13 protein-coding genes are annotated in these 13,969 nt (G+C 71.7%); 8 read left to right on the top strand and 5 right to left on the bottom strand.

Annotation, left to right across the window (positions count from 1 at the left end):
* Nucleotides 1-4: 4 nt before the first annotated feature.
* The 4 genes from LNW71_RS02495 to LNW71_RS02480 are packed head-to-tail and all read left to right on the top strand — an operon-like array spanning nt 5 to nt 4,109.
* The gene (locus LNW71_RS02495; RefSeq protein WP_250966712.1) at nt 5-892 is read left to right on the top strand and encodes an ABC transporter permease; all 888 of its coding nucleotides are present in this window, start codon (nt 5-7) and stop codon (nt 890-892) included.
* Complete coding sequence (locus tag LNW71_RS02490) at nt 885-1,730, top strand: ABC transporter ATP-binding protein (protein WP_250966711.1); 846 nt, start codon at nt 885-887, stop codon at nt 1,728-1,730. The genes LNW71_RS02495 and LNW71_RS02490 overlap by 8 nt, the downstream gene beginning before the upstream one ends.
* The gene (locus LNW71_RS02485; RefSeq protein ID WP_250966710.1) at nt 1,717-2,559 is read left to right on the top strand and encodes an ABC transporter ATP-binding protein; all 843 of its coding nucleotides are present in this window, start codon (nt 1,717-1,719) and stop codon (nt 2,557-2,559) included. The genes LNW71_RS02490 and LNW71_RS02485 overlap by 14 nt, the downstream gene beginning before the upstream one ends.
* A complete protein-coding gene (locus LNW71_RS02480; protein WP_250966709.1) occupies nt 2,556-4,109 on the top strand; it encodes an ABC transporter substrate-binding protein in 1,554 nt (517 codons plus the stop codon). Before LNW71_RS02485 ends, LNW71_RS02480 begins: the two co-directional genes overlap by 4 nt.
* Here the strand turns inward: LNW71_RS02480 and LNW71_RS02475 are convergent.
* On the bottom strand, nt 4,093-5,499 hold the full coding sequence (locus LNW71_RS02475; RefSeq protein WP_250966708.1) for an NtaA/DmoA family FMN-dependent monooxygenase: 1,407 nt from the start codon (nt 5,497-5,499) through the stop codon (nt 4,093-4,095). The genes LNW71_RS02480 and LNW71_RS02475 overlap by 17 nt on opposite strands.
* Nucleotides 5,500-5,600: 101 nt before the next feature.
* On the bottom strand, nt 5,601-6,194 hold the full coding sequence (locus tag LNW71_RS02470) for a TetR/AcrR family transcriptional regulator (RefSeq protein ID WP_250966707.1): 594 nt from the start codon (nt 6,192-6,194) through the stop codon (nt 5,601-5,603).
* 102 nt (nt 6,195-6,296) lie between these two features.
* Here LNW71_RS02470 and LNW71_RS02465 point away from each other — a divergent pair, with 102 nt between their 5' ends.
* Complete coding sequence (locus tag LNW71_RS02465; RefSeq protein WP_250966706.1) at nt 6,297-7,778, top strand: MFS transporter; 1,482 nt, start codon at nt 6,297-6,299, stop codon at nt 7,776-7,778.
* 74 nt (nt 7,779-7,852) lie between these two features.
* On the opposite strand, the gene LNW71_RS02460 is transcribed toward LNW71_RS02465, so the two are convergent.
* Nucleotides 7,853-9,037 (bottom strand): cytochrome P450, encoded by a 1,185-nt coding sequence (locus tag LNW71_RS02460; protein ID WP_250966705.1) that lies wholly within the window; start codon nt 9,035-9,037, stop codon nt 7,853-7,855.
* A gap of 250 nt (nt 9,038-9,287) precedes the next feature.
* Here LNW71_RS02460 and LNW71_RS02455 point away from each other — a divergent pair, with 250 nt between their 5' ends.
* From LNW71_RS02455 to LNW71_RS02445, 3 genes are read left to right on the top strand one after another with little or no spacing between them, the layout of a single operon-like run.
* Nucleotides 9,288-10,463, top strand: coding sequence for an acyltransferase (locus LNW71_RS02455; protein ID WP_250966704.1), 1,176 nt, complete (start codon nt 9,288-9,290; stop codon nt 10,461-10,463).
* Complete coding sequence (locus tag LNW71_RS02450; protein ID WP_250966703.1) at nt 10,460-11,449, top strand: acetylxylan esterase; 990 nt, start codon at nt 10,460-10,462, stop codon at nt 11,447-11,449. Before LNW71_RS02455 ends, LNW71_RS02450 begins: the two co-directional genes overlap by 4 nt.
* A 57-nt stretch (nt 11,450-11,506) precedes the next feature.
* Nucleotides 11,507-12,565, top strand: a complete 1,059-nt coding sequence (locus LNW71_RS02445; protein ID WP_250966702.1) for an LLM class flavin-dependent oxidoreductase — start codon at nt 11,507-11,509, stop codon at nt 12,563-12,565.
* Here LNW71_RS02445 and LNW71_RS02440 read toward each other — a convergent pair.
* Together LNW71_RS02440 and LNW71_RS02435 are read right to left on the bottom strand one after the other, a co-directional pair.
* Nucleotides 12,519-12,740, bottom strand: a complete 222-nt coding sequence (locus LNW71_RS02440; RefSeq protein WP_250966701.1) for a ferredoxin — start codon at nt 12,738-12,740, stop codon at nt 12,519-12,521. The genes LNW71_RS02445 and LNW71_RS02440 overlap by 47 nt on opposite strands.
* Nucleotides 12,741-12,766: 26 nt before the next feature.
* The gene (locus tag LNW71_RS02435; protein WP_250966700.1) at nt 12,767-13,966 is read right to left on the bottom strand and encodes a cytochrome P450; all 1,200 of its coding nucleotides are present in this window, start codon (nt 13,964-13,966) and stop codon (nt 12,767-12,769) included.
* Nucleotides 13,967-13,969 lie beyond the last annotated feature (3 nt).

Genomic DNA, 13,969 nt, shown 5'->3' with positions numbered 1-13,969 from the left:
CGAGATGACCGGAAGAGATGAGCCGCCCACGATGACCTCGAAACTGCGTACGGCTCTGCCCACGCCCGCAGTGCGGACCGCCGCCGCGATCCTGCTCGTCATAGCGGTCCTGACGGCCTTCGGCGGGCTGCTCGCCCCCTACGACCCGCTCGCCCAGGACCCCGGCGCGATCATGACCGGACCCGGCGCCGACCACTTCTTCGGCACGGACGAACTGGGCCGGGACATCTTCAGCCGGCTGCTCGTCGGCACCAGGGCCACCATCCTCAGCGCTCTCGCCATGGTCGCGATCGAGGTCGTGGGCGGAGCCGTTCCCGGGATCGCGTCGGTACTGCTCGGCCGGCGCGGCTCCTTCGTCGCCCTTCGGACGGTCGACGCACTGCTGACCCTGCCCGGCGTGATCATCGCCATCGCCGTCGCGGGCATCTTCGGGAACGGACCCGCCACCACGGCGCTCGCCATCGGCGCACTGTTCGCGCCACGGCTCTTCCGCGTCGTGCGCGCCGAGGCGCTGGGTTTCGCCCACGCCCAGTACGTCGAGGCCGCCGAACTGCTGGGCGCCTCCCGGACCTGGCTGATCCGCCGGCACATCTGGCGCAAGACGCTGCCCACGCTCGGCGTGACCACCGCACTGAGCGCGGGCTACGCGGTGCTCGCCACGTCGAGCCTCGGGTTCCTCGGGCTCGGTGTCCAGCCGCCCGACCCCACCTGGGGAGGGATGCTCGCCGACAACGTCAAACAGCTGTGGCAGGACTCCTGGGGGCCGCTGTGGCCCGGACTGCTGATCGTGCTGACCGTGTGGTCGTGCAACGCCCTCGCCGACACGCTCCGCCGGGGAGCCGGACAGCAGGAACCCGTGCCCGGACTTCTGGAGGCGGCCGACCGTGGCTGACCGCACCCCCGCACCCACCGCGCCGGCCGGCGCCCTGCTCGAAGTGTCCGGACTCCGTCTCACCGTGCCCGGGGCCGGCGGCGTCACCGAGGTCGTGCACGGCGTCGACTTCACCCTGCGACGGGGCCGCACACTCGGTCTGGTGGGGGAGTCCGGCAGCGGGAAGACCCTCACCTGCCGGGCCGTGCTCGGCGTACTGCCGGACGGCTGCCGGGTCTCGGCCGGCTCCATCCGCTTCGACGGACAGGAGGTGACCGGGCTCGACCACGCCGGGTGGCTGCCCCTGCGGGCCGTACGGATCGGGGCCGTCTTCCAGGACCCCGGCTCCTTCCTCACCCCGTCGCGCACGGTCGGGACCCAGCTCGCCGAGGTGCTGCGGGTCAGGGGCGGGCACAGCAGACGTGCCGCCCGCACCCGCGCACTGGAACTGCTGTCCGAGGTCGGCCTGCGCGAACCCGCCCGGGTGGCACGGCAGATCCCCGGCCGGCTCTCCGGCGGGATGCAGCAACGCGTCATGCTCGCCCTCGCGGTGAGCTGCGGCCCCGATCTGCTCGTCGCCGACGAGCCGACCACCGCTCTCGACGTCCGCACCCAGCGCGACGTGCTCGGTCTCCTCGGCGAACTGCGCGAACGGCTCGGCCTCGCCCTGCTCTTCGTCTCGCACGACCTGGAGGTCGTCGCCGAACTCTGCGACGACATCGCGGTCTTCCGGCACGGCGAGATCGTCGAGGCGGCGCCGGCCGCCGAACTCGTCACGCGCCCCACCCATCCCTACAGCCGCACGCTGCTCACCGCCGCGGGGCTTCTCGAGGAGGAGGAGCGGTATGCCCGCCCCTGACACCCGGCCCGAGGGCGCCGGTGCGGCGCAGCCCGTTCTCCGCATCGACCGCCTGCGCGTGAGCCACCGCGACCCGCAGGGTGACCCGCACCCCGTCCTGAACGGGGCCGACCTCACCGTCGGCGCGGGCAGCATCACCGGCGTGATCGGCGAGAGCGGCTCGGGCAAGACGACCCTGGCACGGGCCGTCGTCGGGCTGGTGAGCCCGGCCGCCGGGACCATCAGCCTCGACGGCCGCGACATCACCCGGCTGCGCGGCCGGGCCCGCCGGGCGCTGCGCCGCAGCGGCGCGGTCCGACTGGTCTTCCAGGACCCGTTGCGCTCGCTCGACCCGGACCTGACCGCCGGGGAGAGCGTCGCCGAGGGGCCCGCCGTCAACCGGGAGGGCGACGCCGCCGCCCGCCGGGCCCGCGCTGCCGAGGCGCTCGTGCTCGTCGGCCTCGACCCCGGGCTCGCCGACCGCCGCCCCGGGCAGCTCTCGGGCGGTCAGCGCCAGCGCGTCGCCATCGCCCGCGCCCTCGTGGGCAACCCCCGGCTGCTGCTGTGCGACGAACCCGTCAGCGCACTCGACGCGGCCGGGCGCGGACAGGTGCTGCGACTGCTCGGCCGGCTCCGCGACGAGCTCGGCCTCGCCATCGTCGTGATCTCGCACGACCTGCCGAGCATGGCCGGCATCGCCGACCGCATCGCCGTGCTGCACGAGGGCCGGTTCGTCGAGGAAGGTCCCACGGACCGTCTCCTCACCGACCCCCAACACCCCTATACCCAGCTCCTTCTCGACGCCGCCCCCCGCACGCTTCGAGTCCGTATCGCGAGAGGAAACAAGTGAACGTACACAGCACATCCCCGGCCTGGCCGGCCCGTGGGCGCCGGAGGACGGCGGCCGCGGTACTGGCCATGGCCGGGTTGCTCACCGCGTGCAGCGGCAGCGGCACGACCTCGGCCGGGGACGCGCCGAACGCCACGCTCAACTGGTCCATGCCCAACCCCTCGACCTGGGACCCGGTCACCTCGCAGTCCGGGATCGACGTGACCCCGCTCAGCCTGGTGTACGACTCCGTCACCCGGCTCGGCCGCAAGGGCGAGGCTCAGCCCGGCGTCGCCACCTCCTGGGCGTACTCCAAGGACGGCCGGACCCTCACCTTCACGCTGCGCAAGAACCTGAAGTTCTCCGACGGCAGCGCGCTCGACGCGACGGCCGTGAAGAAGAGCCTGGAGCGCGGCAAGAAGCAGGCCGACTCGGGGATCGTCGGCCAGCTGACCACGATCGCTTCGATCGACGCCCCGGCGCCCACCACCCTGGTGCTCCACCTCAACCGCGAGGACTACGCGCTCCCGCTCGTGCTCGGCGGCAAGACCGGCATGGTCGTCAGCCCGGAAGCGGCCGGCGCCGACGCGAAGAAGGTCGCCACCAAGCCGGTCGGCTCCGGCCCCTACACCCTCACCAGCTACACCCCGGACGGGCAGGCCGTCCTCAAGAAGAACCCCGACTACTGGGACGCCAAGGACATCCACATCGACAACGTCACCCTGAAGTTCCTCGGCGACCCGCAGGCCATCGTCTCCTCGCTGCGCAGCGGTGAGACCCAGCTGGCCAGCTTCATCTCCGGTACCCAGGTGTCGGCGCTGAAGAAGTCGGGCGTCGACGTCGACGAGTTCCCGAGCTTCCAGGTCTCCAGCGTCGAGGTCAACGCGAAGCTCAAGCCGTTCGACAACCCGCTGTTCGTGCGGGCGATCAACCACGCCATCGACCGCAAGGCCCTGGTCAGGATCCTCAACGGGGGACACGGCGAACCCGCGGTGCAGTCCTTCCCGGAAGGCTATGTGGCCTACGACCCGGCGAGCGCGGATCTCTACCCGTACGATCCGGCCAAGGCCAAGTCCCTGCTGAAGCAGGCGGACTACGACGGCAAGCCGTTCCCGATCACCTGGTTCACCAGCCCCGGCGGCATCGACCGGCGGGTCGAGGCCGAACTCCTCCAGGACCAGCTGAAGAAGGTCGGCATCGCCACCACGCTGGAACAGATCCCGGTGGCGCAGGTGAGCGACAAAGTGTACGTCAAGCACCAGGTCGGCTTCTTCCCCAGCGGTGTCTTCGGCCGTGAGTCGCCCGCGCAGCTGCTGTCGTTCGCGAACACCCCGTACGGCACGTACGACCAGCCGGCCCTGACCGCGGCGCTCAAGGAGGCCGGGAAGCACCCGATCGACAGCGCCGGCTACCCGCAGGCCCTGCGCAAGGTCACCGCGCAGACGGTACGGAACGGCTCGAACATCATGCTCTTCACCTCGCCGTGGCTGTACGGCAGGTCCAAGAAGCTGTCCGAGCTGTCCCCGTACATCAACTCACCGCGCCTGGAAGGCGTCAGGCTGAGCGGCTGACCGCCGCGGCGAACCCGGGCGGGACCGGAACCGAGACGTTCCGGTCCCGTTCGGCGGCCTGCTGCGGCGCCGCGATCGCGGGCAGCGGCAGCCCGTGGTGCTCCCGGAGCGTCTTCCCGCGGTACTCGGTGCGGAACACCCCACGGCGCTGCAGGATCGGCACCACCTCGTCGACGAAGGCGGGCAGTCCGTCGAACGTGACGTCGGGCATCAGGGTGAAGCCGTCGACCGCTCCGGACTCGTACCACCGCTGGATCAGGTCCGCGACCTGTTCGGGTGCGCCCGCCGCGACGACATGGCCGCTGGTGCCGCCGCGCCGGATGATGTCGCGGACCGTGAGTCCCTCCAGGGCGAGACGGGCCGCCGGGCGGGAGTGGCCGCCGATGTCGGCCAGCCCGCCGCGCAGCGCGGCCGGCACCGGACGGTCCAGTTCCAGGTCGGCCGGGTGCAGACCGAGCTTCGCGGCGACGGCGTGCAGTGCGCCCTCGTTGTCCGACAGCTCGTCGAGTTCCTGCCGGCGCCGCAGCGCCTCCTCCTCCGTCCCACCGACGGTCGTGACGAGGCCGGGCAGGAACAGCACCGATCCGGCGGGCCTGCCGAACCCGGCCGCGCGGGAGCGGATGTCGCTGATGTCGGCCAGCGCCGCCTCCGGGTCGACGACGGCGCTGAACATCGCCTCGGCGGTGCGGGCCGTCAGCGTACGGACGCTGTCGGAGACACCCGCGTGGTAGATCACCGGGTAGCCCTGTTCCGAGGGCGGGAGATTGATCGGTCCGGCGACGCTGTAGTGCTCGCCCCGGTGCCCGACCGGCCGGATGCCCGCCATGTCGGCGTAGTGGCCGGCACCGACGTCGGCGACCAGCGCGTCGGGCTGCCAACTGTTCCACAGCTTCAGCACGACGGAGACGAACTCCTCGGCCCGGGTGTACCGCTCCGCCGGGCCCGGCTCACTCGCGGTGAAGTTCCCGGAGATGCGGGGACCCGACGTGGTGACGGCGTTCCAGCCGGCCCGGCCGTGGCTGATGAGGTCCAGGGCGCGGAACCGGCGGGCGATGTTGTACGGCTCGTTGAACGTCGTCGACGCCGTGCCGATCAGGCCTATCCGCTCGGTGACGACGGCCATCGCGGTGAGGATGAGCGTCGGCTCCAGGCCGTTGACGATCGGGTACTCGGTGAGATCGGCGTGCAGCCCGGGGACGTCGGCGAGGAAGACGGCGTCGAGAAGGCCGCGCTCGGCGACCCTCGCGACGTCGAGATAGCCCTCGATCCGGGCGAAGGCGACCGGGTCGGCGCCCGGCCACCGCCAGGCGCCGGGATGATGGCCCGCGGCCACGGGATGCACGTTGAGGTGCAGTTCGCGGGTGGCGTGCGAATCGGTGTGCGCAGGCACGACGGGGTCCTCCAGGCTCAAGACGGACGGGTGGGCCGCATCGTCCCACCGGGGCCTAAAGCGACCCTGAAACCGGAGGGCGTGGAGCCCGGAGGCCCGGCTCAGCGGCCCGGGTCCCGCACCACCACGCCTTCCAGCATCAGCTCCAGCACGCGGGTGCTCGCGTCCCGGCCGGGCGCGGAGTTCTCCCGTACCCAGCCCGCCGCGGTGAGCAGGTCGAAGAGTTCGTCGGGGGTGAGGTCGGCGCGCACCCGGCCCGCCTCCTGGGCGGCGGCGAGCAGGTCGGCCCCGCAGCCGTGCATCGCCGTACAGGCCACGTGCGAGGGCGTGCCCTCGTCGTACATCGACTCGGTCAGGATGCCGACGAGACCGCGGAAGGTGCTGATGTGCGCCACGGCGCTGGTCATCCAGTGGACGAGTGCGTCGAGTGGGTCACCGTCGGTGGCGCGTTCCCTGGCCGCCGCGACGAGGGTGTCCAGGCCGTCCCGGGTGGCGGCCTCGACGAGCGAGGCGCGGGTGGGGAAGTGCCGGTAGAGCGTCCCGATGGCCACCCCCGCCTGGCCCGCGATGTCCTCCAGCGACGCGTCCGAGCCGGATGCGGCGAAGGCCTTCCGGGCCGCTCCCAGGATGGCGTCGTAGTTGCGCCGGCCGTCCGCGCGCTTGGGGCGCTGGGCGATATAGGGCGTCTTCTCCATGGCCCGTTCCTCCCGCGGTTGACTACATGAGGCAGCCTCAGCTTAACTTGTTCCATAACCTGAGGCGACCTCAGGTTGACCGTCCCCCAAGGAGGCACCTCCATGTCCACCGAGACCAGTCCAGGAGCCGGGTCCAAGGCACAGGCCCCGCCCCAGGCGTCCCCCGCCGCCTGGAGGCTGGTGCTCCTCGCCGTCGTCGGCGCCGAGTTCATGCTCCAGCTCGACGGCACGATCGTGAACGTCGCACTGCCCGGCGCCCAGGCCGACCTGGGGATCGGGGTCACCGGCGCCTCCTGGGTGCTGAACGGCTTCTTCCTCGCCTTCGGCGGGCTCCTGCTGCTCGCCGGCCGGCTCGGCGACGTACTCGGTCACCGCCGGGTCTTCCTCTTCGGCATCGCCCTGGTGGGGGTGGCCTCGCTGCTCGCCGGCCTGGCACCCAACTTCCCCGTCCTGCTGAGCGGCCGGGTGCTGCAGGGAGCGGGGGCCGCCATCGCGGGGCCGACCGGTCTCGCGCTGCTCACCATCGAATTCGAGGGCGAGCGCCAGCTGAAGGCGTTCGGCCTGTATTCCACGGTCACCGGCCTCGGCGCGGCATCCGGAATGATCCTCGGCGGCATTCTCACCTGGGCCGGCGACTGGCGCTGGACCCTCCTGGTGAACGTCCCCATCGCGGCGGCCGTCCTGCTCGTCGCGAACAAGGTCCTCAGCCGAGGCGACGCACCCACCACCCGGCGCTCGCTCGGCGTGCCCAGCTCGGTCCTGGTCACCGGAGCACTGGTCGGACTCGTCTACGGACTGGTCCGCGCCGCCGAAGCCGGCTGGTCCGACACCTGGACCCTGGTCTCCCTCGGTGCCGCCGTGGTGCTGACCGCGGGACTGCTCGCAGTCGACTCGAAGTCGGCCGAACCCCTGCTCCCGCTGCGCGTCTTCGCCAGCCGGGAACGGGTCGGCGGATTCATCAGCCTCGTACTGCTGGCCGCCGTGCTGACCGGCTTCCTCTTCTACACGATCCAGTACCTGGACGCCGTCCTGGGATTCGGCGCCCTGAAGACCGGATTCGCGATTCTCCCCTTCGGCCTCGGCATCCTGCTCACCGTGCAGCTGCTCACCAAGTACCTGGCGGGCATCAGCCTCAAACTGCGCGGCATCCTCGGCCTGGTGCTGGTGGTCGGCGCGGTGCTCTGGCTCACCCGGCTCGACGGGCAGAGCAGCTACGCCACCGACGTACTGCCGCAGATCGTGCTGCTCGGCCTCGGTGTCGGACTGGCGATCGTGCCGGTCAACATGACCATCCTGTCCACCACGAGTCCCGAGGACACCGGCATCACCGCCGGAATCCTCCAGGCCGCCCTCACTGTCGGCGGCACGGTCGGTCTCGCCGTGCTCCTGCAGCCCTTCACCGCGGGCGACGGGAACATCGCCGAGAACATCTCCACGCTCTACACCTGGGCGGCGGGCATCGCCGGCGCCGGTCTGCTGGTCACCCTGGCGTTCTGGTTCGGCCCCGGGACCCGCAAGGCGGAGAGTGAGGTCGCCACCGGCCAGGAAGCGGCCGAACCCACGGCCGCACCGGTCGCCGAATAGGAGCCGGACGGCCGGGTGAGGAGCCGTGCCCCCGGCTCACCCGGCCGTCCTCCGGCCCGTAAGGCGATCGCCCGTTACCAGCGGACCGGAAGCTCCGGAAGGGTACGCACCATCAGGTCACTCACCGTGTGCACCTTCTCCGGGTCCACGGCCAGCCGCAGACCGGGCAGGTTCGCCGTGAGCACCTCCAGCGCCACGGTCAGCTCCAGCCGGGCGACGCCCGCACCGAGGCAGAAGTGAGCACCATGACCGAACGTCAGATGCTCCCGTGCGAGGGAGGGTTCACGGTCGAGCGAGAAGGAGTGCGGCTCCTCGAACACCGCGGGATCGACGTTCGCCCCGGTCAGACTGGCCAGCACCGCGCTGCCCCGGCCCACCGTCCCCGAGGCCAGCTCCACGTCCTCGGTGGCGACCCGCAGCAGAGAGGTGTCGACCGGCGGGTTGAGCCGCAGGATCTCCTCGACGGCCGCGGGGATGCGCCCCGGCTCCTCGACCAGCCTGCGGTAGCGCTCAGGCTCGGCGAGCAGCGACAGCGTGCCCCGCGACAGGGCCGCGGCGGTCGTCTCGTGACCGGCGACGATCAACGCCAGTACCAGACGCACCAGTTCCGGCTCGGTCAGCCGGTCCTTGCCGTCCCGGGCCTGGATGAGGTCATCGATCAGGTCCGTGCCGGGTTCCGCCCGCCGCCGCTTCAGCAGGTCCTCGATGTACGTGAGGAAGCCGGCCCCGTCGGCCGCGAAGGCCGCCGTGGTGAAGGACCGGAAGCGCTCCTGGTCCTCGCCCGTGATGCCGATGATCTCGCAGATCACCCGGATCGGCAGCCGGAAGCCGAACTGCGACACGAAGTCCAGCGGCGCCCCGGACTCCTTGAGTTCCTGCACCAGCTCGGCCGCGATCCGCTCCGTCACCGGACGCCACGAAGCCACCCGGCGGGCGGAGAAGGCGCCCGCCACGATCCTGCGCACCAGCGCATGGCGGCGGTCGGGCATGTTGGCCAGGAAGTCAGGATCGGCGGTCGTCGCATCCTCGCCGGGGAAGAACCCGGGCGCCCCCTCGTAGGAGAGCTCCCTGCTGAACCGCGGATCGGTGAGCACCTGCCGGGCGTCGGCATGCGCCACACCGAGGACGGCGTTCTGCCCACTGGGCATCCGTACCTCGTCGAGCAGCGCCGCGCGCAGCCGCCGGACGAGCTCCGGCGACGGCCCGCCGTCGGGGGCGGGGTCGAGCGGCAGAGCCGCCAAAGGACTGGTGGTCGTCATCCATCTGCTCCTCGGTCGGGGGATGCCCCGCGGCGGAACGCCGCAGGGCACACGCCCCCGAGTCTCGGAGAAGGTGCTGAATCACCCCTAAACGTCAAGGCGGCACGGGCGCACGGAAGTTGTGCCGTGCATTCTTTAGATCCGCACAAGAACGGCCTTGGCACCCGGCCCCACACTCGGTCCCTACCTCAGGCGCCCGCGCGCCCTCTGGAAAGGGACCTTTCCGATGTCGAGTTCACCCTTGGGGGGCGTGGCGGCCCGCCTGCCCTCGCTCACCGGGATGCGGTTCGTTGCCGCGCTCCTGGTCTTCGTCACCCACATCACCGTCACCGGCTTCTTCCACCCGGACACCGGGGCCACGCTGTTCCGTTACGCCTTCGCGTCCGGATGGCTCGGGGTGGAGTTCTTCTTCGTGCTGAGCGGTTTCGTGCTGACGTGGTCGGCCCGGTCCGGCGACACGGTCCCCCGCTTCTGGCGGCGCCGGCTCGCCAAGGTCTACCCCACCCATCTGGTGAGCTGGCTGGCCGCGCTGCTGCTCGCCCTCGCCGCAGGTGTCACGGTGACCACGGGGCAGACCGTGCCCAGTTTCCTCCTCGTCCATGCCTGGGTGCCCGATGTCGAGGTGATGCGCTCGCTCAACGTCCCCAGCTGGTCGCTCAGTTGCGAGCTGCTGTTCTATCTCGCCTTCCCCTTGCTGCACGGTCTGGTCCGGCGCATCGCCCCGGAGCGGCTCTGGGCCTGGGCGCTCGGCGTCGCGGGCGTGATCATGCTGCTGCCGCTCGCCGCCGACCTGCTGATCTCGGGCAGCCCGGCGCTCCCCGGCATGGACATGTCCCTGCATCAGAACTGGTTCCTGATCGCGTTCCCGCCGGTGCGGGCGCTCGACTTCGTCCTCGGCATCCTGATGGCCCGCATCGTGCTGACCGGCCGCCGGCTGCCGCTCCGGCTCCCCGGCGCCGTGCTGCTCACGCTCGTGGGATTCGCCGCGCAGATCGCGCTGGTGCCCACCCTGTACGGACTGACGATGACCACGGCGCTGCCGCTCGCGCTGCTCGTCGCCGCCGGGGCGAACGCGGACGTCAGCGGGGCCGGATCCCCGCTGCGCGGCCGGACCATGGTGCGGCTGGGCGAGATCTCCTTCGCCCTGTACATGTTCCACTACCTGGTCATCGACTTCGCCCACCGCCAGCTGGGTGCCACCCGCAGCTGGGACGTGCCGGCCGCGCTCGGCCTCGCCCTGCTGCTGCTCGCCGCCGCCTCGGCCGTCGCCTGGCTCTCGTACACCTTCGTCGAGCAGCCGGTGATGCGCCGCTGGAGCCGCCCCCGCGAGGCCGCCGGCTCCCGGCCCGGCCCCGTCGCACCCGCAGCAGGGGGCGGGGACGCCCCGGACGCCACCGACGAGGAACAGAAGAGGGTTGAGGCATGACCTGGTTCGATCTGAACGAAGAGCAGTTGCGGGAGTACCGCGTCACCACCCCCGAACCGCCGGAGCTCGACGCCTGGTGGACCGACCGCATCGAGCGGGCCCGCCGCCGGGCACAGCCCGCGTCGGTCGTCCGCCACCAGGACGAGCTGTACGGAGAACTCCCCGTCTACGACGTCGAGTTCTCCGGCGACGACGGGGAGCGGGTGCACGCCTGGTACCTCCGCCCGGTCGGCACCGAGGACGCCGGGGGAGGGGAACCGCTGCCCGTCGTCGTGACCTTCCTCGGCTACGGCGCCGACCGGGGGCTCCCCGTCGAGCACACGGCCGTGCCCGTCGCCGGATACGCCCAGCTCGTCGTCGACACCCGGGGCCAGGGCGGCGCCCTCACCCGGGACACCGCCGACCCCGGCGCGGGTCCGCAGTACCCGTCGCTGATCACGCGCGGCATCCTCGACCCCGACACGTACTACTACAGCCGGGTGTACGTCGACGCCGTCCGGGCCGTCGACACCGCGGCCGAGCTGCCGGGCGTCGACCCGGAGCTGATCGCCGTCAGCGGGGCCAGCCAGGGCGGCGGGCTCGCCCTCGCCGCCGCCGCGCTGAGCGGCGACCTGGTCAAGGTGTGCCAGGCCGACGTGCCCTTCCTCTGCGACTTCCAGCGCGCCATCACCGTGTCGCCCGCCACCCCGTACGCCGAGATCGCCCGCTACATCGCCGCGCACCCCCGCACCGAGGAACGGGTGCGGGACACCCTGCGGTACGTGGACGCCGCACTGCTCGCCCGTCGCATCACCGCCGACACGCTCGTCACCGTCGGCCTGATGGACGAGATCTGCCCGCCCTCCACCGTCTACGGCGCCTTCCACGAGATCGGTGCGACGAAGGAGATCCACCCGTCGCCGTTCCGCGGACACCCGATCCCGCGCAGCTACGCCGACGTCATGGAGCACACGCTGCGCCACCTGCGGACCCACCTCAAGCGCTGACCCGCACCGCGGCCGACGCACCAGCTGAGAAGAACGAAGAATGAGGAGCCCAACACCATGACCGCGATATCCGTGCTCGACCAGGGACCCGTACGGGCGGGCGGCGAACCGGGGCACGCACTGCACGACACCGTCGAGCTCGCCCGCTACGCAGAGCAACTGGGCTACCGGCGGCACTGGGTGGCCGAACACCACTCCACCGCCATGATGGGCACCTCGGCCCCCGAGATCCTGATCGGCCACCTCGCGGCCCTCACCAGCACGCTCCGGCTCGGCACCGGCGGAATGATGCTGCCCAACCACCGCCCGCTCCACCTGGCCGAGCAGTTCCGCACCCTCAACGCGCTGTACCCGGGCCGGATCGACCTCGGCGTCGGCCGGTCCTCGGGCACGGGCGACGAGACGACCGCGCGGGCCCTCGGCTGGACCCCTGAACGCCGGGACACCTTCGACGAGCAGCTCGCCGAACTCCTCGGCCACGGCGGCGTCCGCCCGCTGCCCGCGGAGCACCCCTACGCGGCGCTGCGCGCCGTGCCCGCGGAGATCCCGCTGCCCCCGGTCTACGTACTCGGTTCCAGCGTCGCCTCCGCGGAACGCACCGCCCGCGCCGGGCTTCCGTACGCCTTCTTCGCCGCGTACGTGAACCCCGAGACCGCCGTCGCGGCGCTGCGGCGCTACCGCGAGGTGTTCACCCCGGCACGGGACGGGGACCTGCCGTACACCGTGCTGGCCCTGCGGGTCTGGGCCGGTGAGGACGACGAGCACGCCGCGCGCCTGGCCGCACCCGGCAAGCTCGCGGTGCTGCAGATCCGCACCGGCCGCGACCCGCGCCTGGTGCCCGTCGAGACGGCGCTCGCCCACCGCCTCAGCGAGGCGGAGCGCGCGGCCGAGGCCTCGCTCGACCAGCGCTCCGACGTGATCGGCGGCCCGGAAGCGGTCCGCGACCGGCTCACCTCGCTGATCGAGGCCTCCGGCGCCGACGAGGTCATGGCGCTGACCAACACCTTCGACCCCGTGGAGCGCCGGGCCTCCTACCGCAGGCTCGCCGAGGCCTTGGACGTCACGCCTCTCACGCCTGGTCCTGCGGCTCTTCGGCGCCCTCGCCGGACAGTGTGAGGGCCCCGGACGGGCACAGCGCGGCAGCCTCTCGCACGGCCTCGTACTGTGCCTCGTCCGGTACCTCCGCCAGCACGACGGTCAGCCCGTCGTCGTCGTGGTCGAAGACCTCGCCGGCGCTGAGCACGCAGAGCCCCGCGCCGATGCACAGGTCCCGATCAGCGGCGATCCGCATGATGTTCCTTCTCTCTCTGCCGGGTGTCACCAGGTGACGGGAAGGGTCACGAGGCCCTGCATGGTGCCGCTCTGACGCATCTTCAGTTCAGTCGTCGGCACGGCCGGCCGCAGCTGCGGGAGCCGGCGCAGGAGTGTCTCGAACGCCACCTCCAGCTGGGTGCGGGCCAGGCTCTGGCCCAGGCACTGGTGGATGCCGAACCCGAACGTGAGGTGCTGGCGGCTGCCGCGCGCGAGATCGAAGGTGTACGGGTCGTCGTGGACGGCGGGGTCCCGGTTCGCCATCGTGGACGAGATGACGATCCCGTCGCCGGCCTTGAGCCGGCGCCCGGCTATGTCGATGTCCTCGGTGACCCAGCGCACCCCGCCGAAGTCGGTGACCGCGGTGATCCGCAGCAGTTCCTCCACGGCGGACTGGATCGTCACCCGGCCCTCGCGGAGCGCCTCCAGCTGGTCCGGATGGTCGAACAGCGCCACCAGGCTCAGCGGAATCATCGACGAAGTGGTCTCCAGGCCCGCGATGAGCAGCACCATGGACAGCTGCACCAGCTCCTCGTGGCCGACCTCGCCGTCCAGCACCCGGCGGGCCAGCCGGCCCAGCAGCTCGTCGCCCGGATTCTTCTCCTGTGCGGTGACCAGCTTGTCGAGATAGCCGAACAGCGCCTTGCCGGCCGCGTTCGTCTGGTCCTCGTCCCGCGCCTGCATGACGCCGGCCGTGGCTTCCTGGAAGAAGTCGTGGTCCTCGTACGGAATTCCGAGAAGCGCCGACATCGCGAGCCCGGGGATCGGCACCGCGAAGTCCGGCACCAGGTCGGACGGCGGCCCCTTCTTCTCGATCGCGTCGATCAGCCCGTTGATGTCGGACTCGATGCGCGGACGCAGTGCGCGCGCGTGCTTCAGGCCGAACTCCGGATTGAGCAGCCGGCGGTGCAGATCGTGCGAGGGCGGATCCTCGCCGACGAGCACCAGTTTCCGGGCCTCCTCGGCCCCCAGGTGCGGAGCCATGGTCGGGTATGCGTCAAAGCTGCGGTCGGACGAGAGCCGGGGATCCGAGAGGATCTCCCTGCTCTCCGCGTAACCGGTGAAAAGCCACACCCTGCGGCCGTTCCACAGCGTGACCTCGTTCAGCGGGCCGCGTTCCGCGATCTCACGGTACGAGTCCGGCGGCTGGTAAGGGCACGTGCGGCGCTGCGGGAACGGCGGCGCCTCGACCTGGTCGGCTGACAATGC

The organism is Streptomyces sp. RKAG290 (assembly GCF_023701695.1).
Classification (GTDB): domain Bacteria; phylum Actinomycetota; class Actinomycetes; order Streptomycetales; family Streptomycetaceae; genus Streptomyces.
The sequence above is the reverse complement of the archived record's forward strand: the minus strand, read 5'-3'. Positions and strand labels throughout refer to the sequence as shown.

Coding starts and splice junctions, on each gene's coding strand:
- LNW71_RS02495 (WP_250966712.1), top strand. CDS start 5: ATGACCGGAAGAGATGAGCCGCCCACGATGACCTCGAAACTGCGTACG.
- LNW71_RS02485 (WP_250966710.1), top strand. CDS start 1,717: ATGCCCGCCCCTGACACCCGGCCCGAGGGCGCCGGTGCGGCGCAGCCC.
- LNW71_RS02470 (WP_250966707.1), bottom strand. CDS start 6,194: ATGGAGAAGACGCCCTATATCGCCCAGCGCCCCAAGCGCGCGGACGGC.
- LNW71_RS02465 (WP_250966706.1), top strand. CDS start 6,297: ATGTCCACCGAGACCAGTCCAGGAGCCGGGTCCAAGGCACAGGCCCCG.
- LNW71_RS02460 (WP_250966705.1), bottom strand. CDS start 9,037: ATGACGACCACCAGTCCTTTGGCGGCTCTGCCGCTCGACCCCGCCCCC.
- LNW71_RS02450 (WP_250966703.1), top strand. CDS start 10,460: ATGACCTGGTTCGATCTGAACGAAGAGCAGTTGCGGGAGTACCGCGTC.
- LNW71_RS02445 (WP_250966702.1), top strand. CDS start 11,507: ATGACCGCGATATCCGTGCTCGACCAGGGACCCGTACGGGCGGGCGGC.
- LNW71_RS02440 (WP_250966701.1), bottom strand. CDS start 12,740: ATGCGGATCGCCGCTGATCGGGACCTGTGCATCGGCGCGGGGCTCTGC.